Below are 17,061 nucleotides of genomic sequence, written 5' to 3'. Positions count from 1 at the left end.
CCCGACCACACCCCTCCCCCCCGAACCCCCCCCCCGCCGGCCCGACAGAAGCACCCCCCCCCCCCCCCCCCCCCCCCCCCCCTTCCCCCCCGGCCCGTGCCGGTGTCAGTGCGGCCCGCGGTCGAGGTCGAACTCCCCGTCCCGGGCGCCGAGGACGAACGCCTCCCACTCGGCCGCCGTGTAGCGCAGCACCGTGTCCCGGTCCAGCGAGGACCGCATGGCCACCGCGCCCTCGGGCAGCCGGGCGATCTCGACCCGCTCCTCGTCGGGGGTGGTCCCGGGCGGGCCCTCCCACTCCACGCCGCTGATGTCGAGCGCGTACAGCTCGTCCTTCTCCTGCTGGGTGCCCATGTGCGGCCTCTCCCTCGGCGGTCCTACCCCGCCGATTATCGGGGCTCCGGCCCGCACCGCGGGAGCGTTTCCGGCGGATCATCCTCCGCTCCCGCGGTGCCGGCCGGCTCAGGCCCCCGGCATCCGGCCCAGCTGGACCAGCGACGTCCCCCGCCGGCGCGAGGAGAAGAACGCCCGGCCCGGCGGCATCGGCCGCGGCCGCACGGTGCCGATCAGGTCGCCCTCGGACGGATCGCCCGACAGCACCACGCCCTGCGCGCCCAGCTCCTTGATGCGCTGCATGAACGGCTCGTACAGCGACCGCGAGGCCCCCGCGGAGTTCCGCGCGATGATGAACCGGACCCCCGTGTCCCGGGCGAACGGCAGGTACTCCACCAGCGGCCCCAGCGGATTGCCCTGGCTGGTGGCCACCAGGTCGAAGTCGTCGATGATGATGTACACGTCCGGGCCCGTCCACCAGCTGCGGTCCCGCAGCTGCTGGGGGGTGACGTCCTCCGGCGGCTGCCGCCGGGCGAACACGCCGCCCAGCGCCTCCATGTGCATCTGCAGGGAGCTCGCCATCGGCGCGTACTCCAACAGGTGCTCCTCCGGCAGCGCCCCCAGCAGGGTGCGCCGGTAGTCGCCGACGACCAGCCGGGCCTGGTCCGGGCTGTACCGCTGGGCGATCTGCTGCGCGACGAGGCGCAGCAGGTTCGTCTTGCCCGATTCGCTCTCGCCGAAGACGAGGAGGAACGGGTCCGTCTCGAAGTCGACGAACACCGGCTCCAGGTCCGTCTCGTCGATGCCGATCGCGATGCCGCGCTCGGGGAAGTCCCCGCCGCGCGGCAGCTGGTCCGCGTGCAGCAGCCGCGGCAGCAGCCGCACGCCCGGCGCCGCCGGACCCGACCAGTTCTGCTTCACCGCCGACACGAACGCGGCCGTCGCGTCCGACAGCTCCTCCACGTCGTGCGAGCCGTCGATCCGCGGCAGCGCCCCCAGGAAGTGCAGCTTCTCCGGCACCTGGCCGCGACCCGGCATGCCCGTCGGGACGTTCGCCGCGACCTTCCGGTCGAACTCGGAGTCCATGACGTCACCGAGCCGCAGCTCCAGCCGGCCCAGCACCTGGTCCTTCAGCGCGGCCCGGACCTCCATGTAGCGCGCCGCCGTGATCACCACGTGGATGCCGTAGCCCAGACCGCGCGACGCGATGTCCGTGACCACCGGCTCCAGGCCGTCGTACTCGCCGCGGAAACCGCCCCAGCCGTCGATGACGAGGAACACGTCGCCCCACGCCTCGCCGGGCAGCTCGCCCGCGGCACGCTTGCGCCGGTAGGTGCCGATCGAGTCGATCCCGTGGGCCCGGAAGAACTCCTCGCGGCGGTTGAGGATGCCGCCCACCTCCGCGACCGTGCGCCGCACCCGCTCCGGGTCCAGGCGCGAGGCGATCCCGCCGACGTGCGGCAGTTCCGCCACCGCCGACAGACCGCCGCCGCCGAAGTCCAGCCCGTAGAACTGCACCTCGCGCGGGGTGTGCGTGAGCGCGAACGCGGAGATCAGCGTCCTCATCAGCGTCGACTTGCCCGACTGCGGACCGCCGACCACCATCATGTGGCCCGCCGCACCCGAGAAGTCCCGGTAGAGCACCTCGCGCCGCTGCTCGAACGGCTTGTCGATCAGCCCGAGCGGCACCACCAGCCCGCCCGGCCGCGTGTACCCGTCCGCGTGCAGCCCGCGCTCCGCCGACGCCGCCAGCGCCGGCAGCAGCTGGTCCAGCGCCGGAGCCCGGTCCAGCGGCGGAAGCCACACCTGGTGCGCCGGCACCCCCTGCCCCTCCAGCCGGGACACGATCACGTCCAGCACCGTGTCCGCGAGCGCGTCGTCCTCCTGCTCGGCCTGCGCCGCCAGGTACGCCGGGTCCGGGGCCGCGTACACCACCGGCACCGGTGCCGCCGTGAACAGCGCGGGCCGCCGCTCCACCGGGAACCGGCCCACCGACAGCTCCCGCCCGCCCGAGCGGTAGGTGCCCGATACGTACGCCGCCTTGAAGCGCACCATCTCGTCCGTGCCGAACTTCAAGTAGCCCGAACCCGGCACCGAGGGCAGGTGGTAGGCGTCCGGCACACCGATCGCCGTGCGCGACTCCGCCGCCGAGAAGGTCCGCAGACCGATCCGGTACGACAGGTACGTGTCCAGCCCCCGCAGCTTGCCCTCCTCCAGGCGCTGCGAGGCCAGCAGCAGGTGCACGCCCAGCGAACGGCCGATGCGGCCGATCTGGATGAACATGTCGATGAAATCGGGCTTCGCGGTGAGCAGCTCGCTGAACTCGTCGATCACCAGCACCAGCGAGGCCAGCGGCTCCAGCGGGGCACCCGCCGCGCGCGCCTTCTCGTAGTCGTGGATGTTCGCGTAGTTGCCCGCCGAGCGCAGCAGCTCCTGACGGCGCTGCAGCTCGCCGCGGATCGAGTCGCCCATGCGGTCCACCAGCGTCAGGTCGTCCGCCAGGTTGGTGATGACCGCCGCGACGTGCGGCATCTGCCCCATGCCGGTGAACGTCGCACCGCCCTTGAAGTCCGCGAGGACGAAGTTCAGCGTCTCCGAGGTGTGCGTGACCGCCAGGCCCAGCACCAGCGTGCGCAGCAGCTCCGACTTGCCCGAACCCGTCGCACCGACGCACAGCCCGTGCGGGCCCATGCCCTCCTGCGCCGCCTCCTTCAGGTCCAGCATCACCGGCGAGCCGTCCTCGCCCACACCGATCGGCACGCGCAGCCGCTCACCGGCCGACCGCGGCCGCCAGGTCCGGGCCACGTCGATCGACGCCGCGTCGCCCAGGTTCAGCAGGTCCGTGAAGTCCAGGTTGGCCAGCAGCGGCTCGTCGTCGTCACCGCCGCCGGTGCGCAGCGGCGCCAGCTGCCGTGCGAGCGCCTCGGCCGCCGGCAGCGACAGGCTGTCCGGCAGGCCCTCGTACGCGACCCCGCCCCCCGATTCCAGGCGCAGCTTCCCCGGCCGCGCCACGACCGACAGCCCGCCGCGCGGCTCGTCCAGCTCACCCGCGATCACCTCGACGATCGTCACGCCCTGCAGGCCCTCGGCCGCCGCGAACGCCGACTCGGCAGGCACCAGCCCGCCGCGGGAGTTGGCGTCCAGGACGATGACCAGGTGCGGCTGGTCCAGCACGGGGGAGCTGTCCCGGCCGAACCGCGGCCGCCCCTCCAGCCGCGGCGCCAGCAGCGCCTCCACCTCCGTCAGGTCGTCGCCGAACAGCCGCTTGCTGCCCGCCCCGTCGACCTGCCCCGGCACCTGGGTGTGCGGCAGCCACTTCACCCAGTCCCACGCCTCCACCGCGCCCGGCGCGGCCACCACGGCCACCACCACGTCGTCGGGCGAGTGCAGCGTCGCCAGCTGCGCCACCACCGCCCGGGCCGCGCCGCGCGCCGACTCCGGCTCCCCGGAGACCGTCACGTGGTAGAAGGCCCGCAGCGACACCGCCACCGGCAGCCCGTCCAGCGAGGAGTGCACCTTCAGGAACCGCTGCATCGCGCCCGCCGTCAGCGGCTCCAGCTCGTCCACCGGCGCGGTGTCCGGCGCCACCAGCGGCGTCGCCAGCCGCTGCGCGCCCAGCCCCAGCCGGGCCTGCCCGAAGTCGGCGTCGCCCACGCGCCGTTCCCACAGCCGCGAGCCCTCGGCCACCACCGACCACAACTGCTCCGGCGCCGGGTGCAGGTACAACTGCGCGTCGCGCTGCGCCCGTGCGGTCCGGCGCACCTGACGGCGCGTCTGCGCGAGGTATTTCAGGTAGTCCCTGCGCACATCGGCCATTTGCCCCTGCGTACCGCGGCGGTGTCGGACCAGCTGCGCGATGACCATCGCCACCGTCGACACCAGCATCAGCACGCCCATGATGCGCATGAACGGCGCCGCGCCCGGCATGAAGAAGAAGACGACCGAGGAACCCATGCCCAGCATCGGCAGGAGCTGCATCAGCATGCCCTCCTGCTGCCCCCGGGGAAGCTCCGGCGGAGCCTCGAGCCTCAGTTCGTCCGAAGGGACTTCGGGCGGCAGGGACCGCGGCGGGCGTTTGACGACGATCTGACTCACCGGAGCATCAATCCCTCGAAAGCGGACCGGACGCTGCTGCGGCGCCCCAAGTCCCGCGCGCGAAGGGGCTCTCCGCGCGCGACGGTGATCCTACTTGCCGACTGTCATGCATACTCCCGGTAGGGTGGCCCGCGCAGTATGCGCATCCGCGAATCCGACACGGCCGCGGCGCGCACCAGCTCCGCCGATCAGGGGGTCCCACAGGTGAGTACGGCCGCAGCGACGGGCTTCTGCAGGGTCACCGTCGTGGCCCCCGACAGCCGCATCGACGTCGCCCTCCCCGAGGACATCGCCGTCGCCGACATCCACCCCGAACTGCTGCGCCTCACCGGCCAGACCCAGCCCGTCGGCACGCCCACCGGCTACCACCTCGTCCGCCGCGACGGCACCGTCCTCGACGGCGCCCGCAGCCTCGCCGCCCAGCAGGTCCTCGACGGCGAGGTGCTCAGCCTCCGCCCGTTCGCCGAGTCGCTGCCGCCCGCCGTCTTCGACGACGTCTCCGACGCCGTCGCCTCCGCCGTCGTCCGCGACCGCCACCTGTGGAGCGACGACATGCTGCGCGGCGCGGGCCTGGCCGGAGCCGCCGTCCTCCTCGTCCTGCTCGGCTTCGTCCTCTGGTACGCCGACCCCGTCCGGCACGACATGCACGGCCTGCCCGGCATCATCGCCGGCGCACTCGGCCTCCTGCTGACCGCCGCCGCCGGCGTCCGCGCCCGCGTCTACCGCGACCGCGGCTCCGCCGTCGCCCTCGGCCTCGGCGCCCTGCCGCAGCTGCTGATCGCCGGCTCCGGCATCGTCGCCCCCGCCGCCGGCCAGGGACCCGGCCGGCTGCAGTTCCTGCTCGGCTGCGTCTGCGTCCTGGTCGCCTCCGTCGCCCTGGTCGCGCTCACCCCGAACGGCGACGCCCCGTTCGTCGCCGCCACCTTCCTCGCCGCCACCGGCACCCTGGCCACCTTCCTCGCCGTCGTCACCGAGGCCTCCGCCACCGCCACCGCCGCCGGCTGCGCCCCCGTCGCCATCGGCCTCGTCGCCTTCCTGCCCGGCCTCTCCGCCCGCTTCGCCCGGCTGCCCATCGGCTACGCCGCCCCGCAGAGCGCCGTCGAGGCCTACGAGACCCCGGACCGCTACGAGGCCGAGCCGTACGGCGACCCCGCCACCGGCACCGACCAGGGCGAAGCCGGCACCCCGCTCGACGCCGACGCCATCGCCACCCAGGCCCGCCGCGGCCACGAGATGCTGCTCGGCCTCGTCGCCGGCTGCGCCGCGGTCGCCGTCGGCTCCGCCGCCGTCCTCGGGTTCTCCGACGACACCTGGGGCCGGCTCCTGGCCCTGGCCACCGGCCTCGCCATGCTGCTGCGCGCCCGGCTCTTCCGCTACACCTCCCAGGTCGTGTGCGCCCTGGCCGCCGGCCTGGCCGCCGTCGCCCTGCTGATCCTGGGCCTGGCCCTGCACCCGCCGGCCGACCTGCTGGTGGAGCTCACCCGCTACCACGACCGCGGCGGCCTGGACCTCCGTACGATCTGGCTGTCCGCCGCGGTCGCCGCCGGCGCGGCCCTCCTCGCCGGAATTGCGCTGGTCATACCCCGCAAGGGTCTGTCACCCTTCTGGGGGCGGCTGCTCGACCTCACGGAGGCGGCCGTCCTGCTCAGCCTGGTCCCGCTGGCCCTGGCCGTCCTCGACGTCTATTCCCGGGCCCGCTCGCTCACCAGCTGAGACACGACGCAGTGCGGCCTGGTACGCTGTGTGACGGCCGTTTGTGTACGCACCCCGGAAACCTCCGGGGACTGCGCTCAGCGGACCCGCCACCCGAGTAACCGAAGACCCCCAGAGACTACGACCTGGGGCACTCGGTGGCCACGAAACACCCAAGAGGAGTAAACGTGTCGCTCGACGCCGCCACGAAGAAGCAGATCATGGCCGAGTTCGGTACCAAGGAGGGCGACACCGGCTCCCCCGAGGTCCAGGTCGCGATGCTGTCCCGCCGTATCTCGGACCTGACCGAGCACCTGAAGGCCCACAAGCACGACCACCACTCCCGCCGTGGTCTGCTGATCCTCGTCGGCCAGCGCCGCCGCCTGCTGCAGTACCTGGCCAAGAAGGACATCCAGCGCTTCCGTACCCTGGTCGACCGCCTCGGCATCCGCCGCGGTGCGGCCGGCGCCAAGTAAGACGCTGAGAAGGGAGCGGTTCCCACGTTGCGGGGGCCGCTCCCTTTGCCGTACGTGCCGTGCGCCCGCTCTGCGTGCGCGACGTACCCGCCGCTTTGTAGTCTGGACGCACGTGCGCGTCGCACTGCGGTGCACAACTGAAGAGGGAGGAGCGCCCTCCTACGCCGCCGGTCCTCGGTAGTGGTACCCGGAAAATGCCCGACGGGCGCCGAACCGGGTACTTCGATCGAAGACCGGCCCGCACGCAAGGAGCGCTTCTCCGGCCGTCCGCCGCCACACGGGCCGCGGACGGAGACGACGAAAATGGAGAAAACGCTAGTGGAGAACGAGACCCACTACGCCGAGGCCGTCATTGACAACGGTTCCTTCGGCACCCGTACGATCCGCTTCGAGACGGGCCGTCTGGCCCGCCAGGCCGCCGGCTCCGCCGTCGCCTACCTGGACGACGACACGATGGTGCTGTCCGCCACCACCGCGTCGAAGAAGCCCAAGGACCAGCTCGACTTCTTCCCCCTGACGGTCGACGTCGAAGAGCGGCAGTACGCGGCCGGCAAGATCCCCGGCTCGTTCTTCCGCCGCGAGGGCCGGCCCTCCGAGGACGCGGTCCTCACCTGCCGCCTGATCGACCGCCCGCTGCGCCCGTCCTTCAAGAAGGGCCTGCGCAACGAGATCCAGGTCGTCGCCACCGTCATGGCGCTGAACCCGGACCACCTGTACGACGTCATCGCGATCAACGCCGCGTCCGCGTCCACCCAGCTCGCCGGCCTGCCCTTCTCCGGTCCGATCGGCGGCGTCCGCGTCGCGCTGATCAAGGGCCAGTGGGTCGCGTTCCCGACGCACTCCGAGCTCGAGGACGCCGTCTTCGACATGGTCGTCGCCGGCCGTGTCCTGGAGGACGGCGACGTCGCGATCATGATGGTCGAGGCCGAGGCCACCGAGCAGACCATCACCCTCGTCAAGGGCGGCGCCGAGGCGCCGACCGAGGAGGTCGTCGCCGCCGGTCTCGAGGCCGCGAAGCCGTTCATCAAGGTCCTGTGCAAGGCCCAGTCGGACCTCGCCGCGAAGGCCGCCAAGCCCGAGGGCGAGTTCCCGGTCTTCCTGGACTACGAGGACGACGTCTTCGCCGCCCTGGAGCAGGCCGTCCGCGGTGAGCTGGCCCAGGCCCTGACCATCGCCGGCAAGCAGGACCGCGAGACCGAGCTGGACCGCGTCAAGGAGCTCGCCGCCGAGAAGCTCCTCCCGGCCTTCGAGGGCCGCGAGAAGGAGATCTCCGCCGCTTACCGCAGCCTGACCAAGGCCCTGGTCCGCGAGCGCGTCATCAAGGACAAGGTCCGCATCGACGGCCGCGGCGTCACCGACATCCGCACCCTGGCCGCCGAGGTCGAGGCGATCCCGCGGGTCCACGGCTCCGCCCTGTTCGAGCGTGGCGAGACCCAGATCCTGGGCGTCACCACCCTCAACATGCTCCGCATGGAGCAGCAGCTGGACACCCTCTCCCCGGTGACCCGCAAGCGCTACATGCACAACTACAACTTCCCGCCGTACTCCGTCGGCGAGACCGGCCGCGTCGGTTCGCCGAAGCGCCGCGAGATCGGCCACGGCGCGCTCGCCGAGCGCGCGATCGTGCCGGTCCTCCCGACCCGCGAGGAGTTCCCTTACGCGATCCGTCAGGTGTCCGAGGCCCTCGGCTCCAACGGCTCGACGTCCATGGGCTCGGTCTGCGCCTCCACCATGTCGCTGCTGAACGCCGGTGTGCCCCTCAAGGCCCCCGTCGCCGGTATCGCCATGGGTCTGATCTCCCAGGAGATCGACGGCAAGACGCACTACGTCGCCCTCACCGACATCCTCGGTGCGGAGGACGCCTTCGGCGACATGGACTTCAAGGTCGCCGGCACCAAGGAGTTCGTCACCGCGCTCCAGCTGGACACCAAGCTGGACGGCATCCCGGCCTCCGTCCTGGCCGCGGCCCTCAAGCAGGCCCGCGACGCCCGCCTCCACATCCTCGACGTGATGATGGAAGCGATCGACACGCCGGACGCGATGTCCCCGTTCGCCCCGCGGATCATCACCGTCAAGATCCCGGTGGACAAGATCGGTGAGGTCATCGGCCCCAAGGGCAAGATGATCAACCAGATCCAGGAGGACACCGGCGCCGAGATCACGATCGAGGACGACGGCACCATCTACATCGGTGCCTCCGACGGCCCGGCCGCCGAGGCCGCCCGCGCCACGATCAACTCGATCGCCAACCCGACCATGCCGGAGGTCGGCGAGCGCTACCTGGGTACGGTCGTCAAGACCACCACCTTCGGTGCCTTCGTCTCCCTGCTCCCGGGCAAGGACGGGCTGCTGCACATCTCGCAGATCCGCAAGCTCGCCGGTGGCAAGCGCGTGGAGAACGTCGAGGACGTGCTCGCGGTCGGCGCCAAGGTCCAGGTCGAGATCGCCGAGATCGACCAGCGCGGCAAGCTCTCCCTGATCCCCGTGATCGAGGGCGAGGACGCCGACGCCGACGCCGACAAGGACGACTCCGACAAGTGACGTCGCGTAGTTCCCGTGTGACGGCCCGCCCCTCTTCGGAGGGGCGGGCCGTCGCCCGTACCCAAACCCTGCTCAAGGGTCAGAACGGCATCGGCACCGTCCGGCGTACCGTCCTCCCCGGCGGACTGCGCATCGTCACCGAGACGCTGCCCTCCGTCCGCTCCGCCACCTTCGGCATCTGGGCGCACGTGGGCTCCCGTGACGAGACGCCCTCGCTCAACGGCGCCACGCACTACCTCGAACACCTCCTCTTCAAGGGCACCGGCAAGCGCAGCGCCCTCGACATCTCCTCCGCGATCGACGCGGTCGGCGGCGAGATGAACGCCTTCACGGCGAAGGAGTACACCTGCTACTACGCGCGGGTGCTCGACACCGACCTGCCGCTGGCGATCGACGTCGTCTGCGACATGCTCACCGGCTCGCTGATCCGCGAGGAGGACGTCGACGCCGAGCGCGGTGTCATCCTCGAAGAGATCGCGATGACCGAGGACGACCCGGGCGACTGCGTGCACGACCTGTTCGCGCACACCATGTTCGGCGACTCCCCGCTGGGCCGTCCCGTCCTCGGTACCGTCGACACGATCAACGCCCTCGGTGCCGAGCGGATCCACCGCTTCTACCGCAAGCACTACGATCCCACCCACCTGGTGGTGGCCGCCGCCGGCAACGTCGACCACGCCAAGGTCGTACGCCAGGTCCGCGCGGCCTTCGAGCGGGCCGGCGCCCTCGGACGCACCGACGCCGCACCGATCGGTCCCCGCGGCGGCAGCAAGCGGATCCGCACCTCCGGCCGCGTCGACCTGGTCAGCCGCAAGACCGAGCAGGCCCACGTCGTCCTCGGCATGCCGGGCCTCGCCCGCACCGACGACCGGCGCTGGGCCCTGGGCGTGCTGAACACCGCCCTCGGCGGCGGCATGTCCTCCCGGCTCTTCCAGGAGGTCCGGGAGAAGCGCGGCCTGGCGTACAGCGTGTACTCGTACACCTCCGCCTTCGCCGACACCGGCCTGTTCGGCGTGTACGCGGGCTGCCGCCCCAGCCAGGTCCACGACGTGCTCCGGATCTGCCGCGACGAGCTCGGGAAGGTCGTCGCGGACGGCCTCACGGACGAGGAGATCAAGCGGGCCATCGGCCAGCTGTCCGGCTCCACCGTCCTCGGGTTGGAGGACACCGGCGCGATCATGAACCGGATCGGCAAGAGCGAGCTGTGCTGGGGCGACCAGATGTCGGTCGACGACATGCTGGCCGAGATCGCCGCCGTGACCCCGGACGACGTCCGCTCGGTCGCCCGGGACGTACTGGCCCAGCGACCGTCGCTCGCGGTGATGGGCCCGCTGAAGGAGAAGCAGGCCGCCCGCCTCGACGAGGCGGTGGCCTGAGCCATGCGCGGCAGGGGCGAGGGCCGGCCCCCCTTCGGGGACGGCCGGCCGTCGCCCCGCCCACACCCCCGGCGGCCTGGCCGCCACGTCCAGTGGAAGCGAAGGAAGTACGCATGAGCAGCAAGCTGCGGGTCGCGGTACTCGGTGCGCAGGGGCGCATCGGATCCGAAGCCGTCCGGGCCGTCGAGGCCGCCGAGGACATGGAGCTGGTCGCCGCGCTCACCCGCGGGGACAAGCTGGAGACGCTGGCCGAGACCGGTGCCCAGGTCGCCGTCGAGCTGACCACCCCCGGGTCCGTCATGGGCAACCTCGACTTCTGCCTCCGCCACGGCATCCACGCCGTCGTCGGCACCACCGGCTGGACCGAGGACCGCCTCGGCCAGCTGCGGGGCTGGCTCGCCGGGTTCCCCGGGACCGGCGTGCTCATCGCCCCCAACTTCTCCATCGGCGCCGTCCTCACCATGAAGTTCGCCGCCCAGGCCGCCCGCTACTTCGAGTCCGTCGAGGTCGTGGAGCTGCACCACCCGAACAAGGTCGACGCCCCCTCCGGCACGGCCACCCGCACCGCCCAGCTCATCGCCGCGGCCCGCGCCGAGGCAGGTTGCGCCCCGCAGCCCGACGCCACGGCCACCGCGCTGGACGGCGCCCGCGGCGCGGACGTCGACGGCGTCCCGGTGCACGCGATCCGCCTGCGCGGCCTGCTGGCCCACCAGGAGGTGCTGCTCGGCGCGGAGGGCGAAACCCTGACCATCCGTCACGACTCCCTGCACCACAGCAGCTTCATGCCGGGCATCCTGCTCGGCGTGCGGCGCGTGGTGGAGACCCCGGGCCTCACCTTCGGCCTGGAAAACTTCCTCGACCTCGGCTGACGAGCAGGCGGCAACACCCCATGCGCGCGAAGATCACCTATTTCATCACGGCCGCCGTCCTGGTCGTCTACTTCGTCCTGGTCGGTAGCCGGGGCCTGCTGCTGATCGAGCAGGGCACCTGGCTGACGGTCACCTTCGGCACGGCCGTGCTCATCCTGCCGGTCATCGGCATCTGGTTCCTGTGGAAGAACACCCGGTTCGTCACCCGGGCCAACCAACTGGCCGCCGAGCTGGAGGCCGAGGGCGGGCTGCCCGTCGACGAGCTGGAGCGGGACCAGTACGGGCGGATCCTGCGGGACTCCGCCGACGAGGTCTTCGCACGCCGCAAGGCCGAGACGGAGGACGCGCCGGGCGACTGGCGCAGCTGGTTCCGCCTCGCGGTCGCCTACCACGACGCCCGCGACACCCCGCGGGCGCGCAAGGCCATGATGCGGGCCATCGCCCTGCACGACAGGAAGCCCGTACAGGTCTGATCCCCGTACGGGCTCCCGTGCGCGCCGTGCGCCTCAGGCGGCGGCGCGCACCGTCCGGTACTCCTCGGCCCAGGCCTCGACCGTGTCGACGGCCCGTCGGAAGGCTTCGCCCCGGGACAGGAAGTCGGCGTTCTGGTCGGTCAGCAGCGCCGGCAGCTCCGCGCCGCTGCGGCACGTCGCGATCAGGGCCTGGCCCTGCACCGTCCTCGGCAGCCCGAGCCAGCGCACCGGCTGCTGCACCGTGCGGAGCTCCGTGATCTCGTCCCAGGGGACCGAGCGGGCGCTGAAGACCCCGACCCGGCGCAGCCCCGCACGACTCACCCACACGCCCGTCATCAGCATCCGCAGCGCGGTGCCGACGACGCTGAGCGCGGCGACGAGGCAGACGGTCGCCCCGGCCCAGGTGCCCGCGAAGGCGATGATCATGGTGGCGAGCAGCATGAACGCCGCGAGCAGCAGCAGTACGGCGGAGCCCGCCACCCGCCAGGGACCGGGCCGGTGGGGCCGGCGCCAGCGGTCGAGGTCGTGATGGGCGAGCGGGACGTCTTCTTCCTCTTGCGCGTCGAACGCGCCGTCGGCCGTCAGGAAGGACAGGGGCACGGCGGGACCTCACTCACATGCACGTTCGGTTGGGCTTGCCCGTGAGGCTACCGCCCGTCGGAGGCCTCCGACTGCTGCGACTTGGCGGGCGCCTGCTGGGGCTGCAGTGCGGGAACGCCGAAGAGCAGGGAGCCGACGAGCCCCGCCACCACGGTCAGACCGACCAGACTACGGGCGGCCAACTGGGTCCTGCTCAGGCGCTCGCGCGGCGGCGGAGTGACATTGCTGCGGAAGCGGTCGGCCTCGGCGACGAAGGCGAACGGGACGGGCTCGCGCCGGGGGCTGCCACCCGGCGGGAGCTGGGGGAGGGGCATGGGACGGCTCTCCTCGCGGTCGGGCCCCGGTGCGGGGCGGAGGTCGGACACGGGGGTGCTACCCGTAGGACGTACGAACCGCCCGATTGGTGCCGGAATTCGGGACAACGGGGAATATTTCGTGGCGCTCCGTCAGGCGCGCTGACGTCGGGGCGCCTCGGGGGCGCGTGCGAGAAGTGCCGTGACGGGCGCCGTAGAGTGGGCGCGCCCCCTGTAGGTCGTCCGGAAGGATCCCCGGTGAGCGAGACCGCCGCCCCCGCCCTGAAACCCATTTTCCGCAGTGATGTGACGGTGGAACTGGTCAAGCACACCGCCGCCGACTCGGACGTGCTGTGGGCCGCCCGGGTCTCGACGGCCGGCGAGATGTCGCTCGACGAGCTGCAGAAGGACCCGGAGCGCTCCAAGGGCCTCATCAACTACCTGATGCGGGACCGCCACGGCAGCCCCTTCGAGCACAACTCGATGACCTTCTTCATCAGCGCCCCGATCTTCGTGTTCCGCGAGTTCATGCGGCACCGCGTCGGCTGGTCGTACAACGAGGAGTCGGGCCGCTACAGGGAGCTCGAGCCGGTGTTCTACGTCCCGGACGCGGAGCGCAAGCTGGTCCAGGAGGGCCGCCCGGGCAAGTACGTCTTCGTCGAGGGCACCGAGGCGCAGCTGGAGCTCACCGGCCGGATCATGGAGGACTCGTACCGCCAGGCCTACGAGTCGTACCAGGAGATGCTGGCGGCGGGCGTGGCCCGCGAGGTGGCCCGCTCGGTCCTGCCCGTCGGCCTGTTCTCCTCGATGTACGCCACCTGCAACGCGCGCTCGCTGATGCACTTCCTGGGGCTGCGCACCCAGCACGAGCTCGCGCAGGTGCCGTCCTTCCCGCAGCGGGAGATCGAGATGGTGGGCGAGAAGATGGAGCAGCACTGGGCCAAGCTGATGCCGCTCACGTACGCCGCCTTCAACGCGAACGGCCGCATCGCCCCGTGAGCGGGGAGGGCCGGGAAGGGCTCGGCGGTCGGCCAACCGCCGGATCCGTACAGATGTACGGAACTAAGTCCGAAGTGTCCGTATTGCGACGTTTCGTGAAGTTCATCTAGGCTGATCAAACGGACCCGGCACTGCTTGAACCCCCGAGCAGGCAGTGCCGGGCTCCAAGCACCCTCCCGACCGCCACAGGAAGGCGCGCCTCCGTTACGTCCCCCGAGGGGTCACTGCGAGCGTGGCAGCGAGTAGCGTGTTACCCATGGCTCCGATCTCGACTCCGCAGACCCCCTTCGGGCGGGTCCTCACCGCCATGATCACGCCGTTCACGGCGGATGGCGCACTCGACCTCGACGGCGCGCAGCGGCTCGCCGTCCACCTGGTGGACGCAGGCAACGACGGCCTGATCGTCAACGGGACCACCGGTGAGTCCCCGACCACCACCGACGCGGAGAAAAACGACCTCGTACGAGCCGTCCTGGAGGCCGTCGGCGACCGTGCCCACGTCGTCGCCGGCATCGGGACGAACGACACCCGCCACACGCTGGAGCTCGCCCGCCAGGCCGAGCGCACCGGCGCGCACGGCCTGCTGGCCGTCACGCCGTACTACAACAAGCCGCCGCAGGAGGGCCTCTACCGGCACTTCACGGCCATCGCCGACGCCACCGGGCTCCCGGTGATGCTGTACGACATCCCCGGCCGCAGCGGCGTCCCGATCGACACCGAGACCCTGGTGCGGCTGGCCGAGCACCCCCGCATCGTGGCCAACAAGGACGCCAAGGGCGACCTCGGCCGCGCCAGCTGGGCCATCGCCCAGAGCGGCCTCGCCTGGTACTCCGGCGACGACATGCTGAACCTGCCGCTGCTGTCGGTCGGCGCCGTCGGCTTCGTCTCCGTCGTCGGCCACGTGGTCGCCCCCGAGCTGCGCGCGATGCTCGAGGCCCACCTCGGCGGCGACGTCCAGAAGGCCACCGAGATCCACCAGAAGCTGCTCCCGGTCTTCACCGGCATGTTCCGCACCCAGGGCGTGATCACCACCAAGGGCGCCCTGAACCTCCAGGGCCTGCCCGCCGGCCCGCTGCGGCTCCCGCTGGTCGAGCTGACCCCCGAGGAGACCGCCCAGCTCAAGATCGATCTTGCTGCCGGCGGGGTAGAGCTCTGACAACGGACTTCACAACTGAATAGGCACGACCCGTAACAGACAGACACATGCAAGTGCACGAATGCACGACTGACATGCGTGCCACGTGCCCGGTACGGCACGTGGCGTGCGTGGTGAGGAGAGACTTTTGAGCCATCCGCACCCTGAGCTCGGCCCGCCCCCGAAGCTTCCCAAGGGCGGCCTGCGCGTCACCCCGCTCGGCGGCCTGGGCGAGATCGGCCGCAACATGACCGTCTTCGAGTTCGACGGCCGACTGTTGATCGTCGACTGCGGTGTGCTCTTCCCCGAGGAGGAGCAGCCGGGCATCGACCTGATCCTGCCGGACTTCACGTCCATCCGGGACCGGCTCGACGACATCGAGGGCATCGTCCTCACGCACGGTCACGAGGACCACATCGGTGCCGTCCCGTACCTCCTGCGCGAGAAGCCGGACATCCCGCTCATCGGCTCGAAGCTGACGCTGGCGCTCATCGAGGCGAAGCTCCAGGAGCACCGCATCCGCCCCTACACCCTCGAGGTGAAGGAGGGCGACCGCGAGAACCTGGGCGTCTTCGACTGTGAGTTCATCGCGGTCAACCACTCCATCCCGGACGCGCTGGCGGTCGCCATCCGCACGCCCGCGGGCCTGGTCGTCGCCACCGGCGACTTCAAGATGGACCAGCTCCCGATGGACAACCGTCTGACCGACCTGCACGCGTTCGCGCGGCTGAGCGAGGAGGGCATCGACCTCCTCCTGTCGGACTCGACGAACGCCGAGGTCCCGGGCTTCGTCCCGCCGGAGCGCGACATCTCCAACGTGATCCGCGGCGTCTTCGCCGGCGCGCAGCGGCGGATCATCGTGGCGAGCTTCGCCAGCCACGTCCACCGCATCCAGCAGGTCCTGGACGCGGCGCACGAGTACGGCCGACGGGTCGCCTTCGTGGGCCGTTCGATGGTCCGCAACATGGGCATCGCGCGTGACCTGGGGTACCTGCGGGTTCCGCCGGGTCTGGTCGTGGACGTGAAGACCCTCGACGACCTGCCGGACGACGAGGTCGTGCTGGTCTGCACGGGCTCCCAGGGCGAGCCGATGGCGGCCCTGTCCCGCATGGCCAACCGCGACCACCAGATCCGGATCGTCCCCGGCGACACCGTGATCCTGGCGTCGTCGCTGATCCCGGGCAACGAGAACGCGGTCTACCGCGTGATCAACGGCCTGACCCGGTGGGGCGCCAACGTCGTGCACAAGGGCAACGCCAAGGTGCACGTGTCCGGCCACGCGTCCGCGGGCGAGCTGCTGTACTTCTACAACATCTGCAAGCCGCGGAACCTCATGCCGGTCCACGGCGAGTGGCGCCACCTGCGCGCCAACGCCGAGCTCGGTGCGATGACGGGCGTCCCGAAGGACCGCATCGTGATCGCCGAGGACGGCGTCGTCGTCGACCTCATCGACGGCAAGGCCAGGATCGCCGGCAAGGTCCAGGCGGGCTATGTGTACGTGGACGGCCTCTCGGTCGGCGACGTCACGGAGACCTCCCTGAAGGACCGCCGGATCCTCGGCGAGGAGGGCATCGTCTCGGTCTTCGTCGTGGTGGACAGCACCACGGGCAAGGTCGTGAGCGGCCCGAACATCCAGGCCCGCGGCTCCGGCATCGAGGACTCGGCGTTCACCGCGGTCCTGCCGAAGATCGAGGAGGCCATCGCCCGCGCGGCCGCCGACGGCGTCGCCGAGCCGCACCAGATCCAGCAGCTCATCCGCCGGACCATGGGCAAGTGGGTTTCGGACGGCTACCGCCGCCGTCCGATGATCCTTCCGGTCGTCGTCGAGGTCTGACCCCCGACGTAGCCGCTTCACCGGAGCGGGGCAACCCGATTTGCATCGGGGGCCCCGCTCCAGTACGTTTACGGCTCCACCTCGTACCAAACCCGGGCACACTCCTGTGCCCGGACTCGTCGTGCGAGCGGGTGGTAATCGGACCCCAGGAAAACCTGATAAGGTCTGATCCGCCCGAAAGGGAAAGGCCCTCCAACGGCCACCGAATTGAAATCCGGACCGGAAACGGAACGGAAAAGAGTCTGGTAAGGTTGGAATCGCCGGAAAGGGAAAACGCGAAAGCGAAGAACCTGGAAAGCGAAGCGCGAAACACTCTGATAGAGTGGGAAACGCAAGAACGAAAGCCCG

At 71.2% G+C, this 17,061-nt stretch carries 13 protein-coding genes; 9 read left to right on the top strand and 4 right to left on the bottom strand.

Features of this window, described 5'->3' with window-relative positions; all coding sequences use genetic code 11:
- Nucleotides 1–105 precede the first annotated feature (105 nt).
- Both ACZ4VL_RS38220 and eccCa read right to left on the bottom strand, forming a co-directional pair.
- Complete coding sequence (locus ACZ4VL_RS38220) at nt 106–351, bottom strand: DUF397 domain-containing protein (RefSeq protein WP_360628154.1); 246 nt, start codon at nt 349–351, stop codon at nt 106–108.
- Nucleotides 352–459: 108 nt separating this feature from the next.
- Nucleotides 460–4,425 (bottom strand): type VII secretion protein EccCa, encoded by a 3,966-nt coding sequence (gene eccCa / locus ACZ4VL_RS38215; protein WP_468209850.1) that lies wholly within the window; start codon nt 4,423–4,425, stop codon nt 460–462.
- Between the two features lie 204 nt (nt 4,426–4,629).
- Between eccCa and eccD the strand changes: the two genes are divergently transcribed.
- The 6 genes from eccD (at nt 4,630) to ACZ4VL_RS38185 (ending at nt 11,852) form a co-directional block, all read left to right on the top strand.
- A complete protein-coding gene (gene eccD / locus ACZ4VL_RS38210) occupies nt 4,630–6,138 on the top strand; it encodes a type VII secretion integral membrane protein EccD (RefSeq protein ID WP_468209847.1) in 1,509 nt (502 codons plus the stop codon).
- Between the two features lie 167 nt (nt 6,139–6,305).
- Nucleotides 6,306–6,593, top strand: a complete 288-nt coding sequence (gene rpsO, locus ACZ4VL_RS38205) for a 30S ribosomal protein S15 (protein WP_179173034.1) — start codon at nt 6,306–6,308, stop codon at nt 6,591–6,593.
- A gap of 318 nt (nt 6,594–6,911) precedes the next feature.
- On the top strand, nt 6,912–9,134 hold the full coding sequence (locus tag ACZ4VL_RS38200; RefSeq protein ID WP_468209853.1) for a polyribonucleotide nucleotidyltransferase: 2,223 nt from the start codon (nt 6,912–6,914) through the stop codon (nt 9,132–9,134).
- Entirely contained in the window at nt 9,131–10,510 is a 1,380-nt protein-coding gene (locus ACZ4VL_RS38195; RefSeq protein ID WP_468209843.1) for a M16 family metallopeptidase, read from the top strand. The genes ACZ4VL_RS38200 and ACZ4VL_RS38195 overlap by 4 nt, the downstream gene beginning before the upstream one ends.
- A gap of 113 nt (nt 10,511–10,623) precedes the next feature.
- The gene (gene dapB / locus ACZ4VL_RS38190; protein WP_468209840.1) at nt 10,624–11,379 is read left to right on the top strand and encodes a 4-hydroxy-tetrahydrodipicolinate reductase; all 756 of its coding nucleotides are present in this window, start codon (nt 10,624–10,626) and stop codon (nt 11,377–11,379) included.
- Between the two features lie 20 nt (nt 11,380–11,399).
- Nucleotides 11,400–11,852 carry a hypothetical protein gene (locus tag ACZ4VL_RS38185; protein ID WP_361102102.1) on the top strand — a complete coding sequence of 151 codons (453 nt, stop codon included), beginning with the start codon at nt 11,400–11,402 and terminating at the stop codon, nt 11,850–11,852.
- 33 nt (nt 11,853–11,885) lie between these two features.
- Here ACZ4VL_RS38185 and ACZ4VL_RS38180 read toward each other — a convergent pair whose 3' ends face one another.
- Entirely contained in the window at nt 11,886–12,452 is a 567-nt protein-coding gene (locus ACZ4VL_RS38180; RefSeq protein WP_468209838.1) for a hypothetical protein, read from the bottom strand.
- A gap of 47 nt (nt 12,453–12,499) precedes the next feature.
- Complete coding sequence (locus ACZ4VL_RS38175; RefSeq protein WP_468209835.1) at nt 12,500–12,766, bottom strand: hypothetical protein; 267 nt, start codon at nt 12,764–12,766, stop codon at nt 12,500–12,502.
- Nucleotides 12,767–13,003: 237 nt separating this feature from the next.
- Between ACZ4VL_RS38175 and thyX the strand changes: the two genes are divergently transcribed.
- From thyX to ACZ4VL_RS38160, 3 genes are all read left to right on the top strand, one after another.
- Nucleotides 13,004–13,744: an FAD-dependent thymidylate synthase gene (gene thyX / locus ACZ4VL_RS38170; RefSeq protein WP_468209832.1), complete on the top strand. Its 741-nt coding sequence runs from the start codon at nt 13,004–13,006 to the stop codon at nt 13,742–13,744.
- A gap of 256 nt (nt 13,745–14,000) precedes the next feature.
- Complete coding sequence (dapA, locus tag ACZ4VL_RS38165; RefSeq protein ID WP_468209829.1) at nt 14,001–14,900, top strand: 4-hydroxy-tetrahydrodipicolinate synthase; 900 nt, start codon at nt 14,001–14,003, stop codon at nt 14,898–14,900.
- Nucleotides 14,901–15,027: 127 nt separating this feature from the next.
- The gene (locus ACZ4VL_RS38160) at nt 15,028–16,713 is read left to right on the top strand and encodes a ribonuclease J (protein WP_468209826.1); all 1,686 of its coding nucleotides are present in this window, start codon (nt 15,028–15,030) and stop codon (nt 16,711–16,713) included.
- Nucleotides 16,714–17,061 lie beyond the last annotated feature (348 nt).

Source organism: Streptomyces sp. NPDC029014 (assembly GCF_055564695.1).
This window is presented reverse-complemented; position numbering and strand designations above follow the sequence as displayed.

Bases quoted from the DNA above. Each gene is read 5' to 3' on its own strand.
- dapA (WP_468209829.1), top strand. From the start codon at position 14,001: ATGGCTCCGATCTCGACTCCGCAGACCCCCTTCGGGCGGGTCCTCACC.
- ACZ4VL_RS38175 (WP_468209835.1), bottom strand. From the start codon at position 12,766: ATGCCCCTCCCCCAGCTCCCGCCGGGTGGCAGCCCCCGGCGCGAGCCC.
- dapB (WP_468209840.1), top strand. From the start codon at position 10,624: ATGAGCAGCAAGCTGCGGGTCGCGGTACTCGGTGCGCAGGGGCGCATC.
- ACZ4VL_RS38185 (WP_361102102.1), top strand. From the start codon at position 11,400: ATGCGCGCGAAGATCACCTATTTCATCACGGCCGCCGTCCTGGTCGTC.
- ACZ4VL_RS38220 (WP_360628154.1), bottom strand. From the start codon at position 351: ATGGGCACCCAGCAGGAGAAGGACGAGCTGTACGCGCTCGACATCAGC.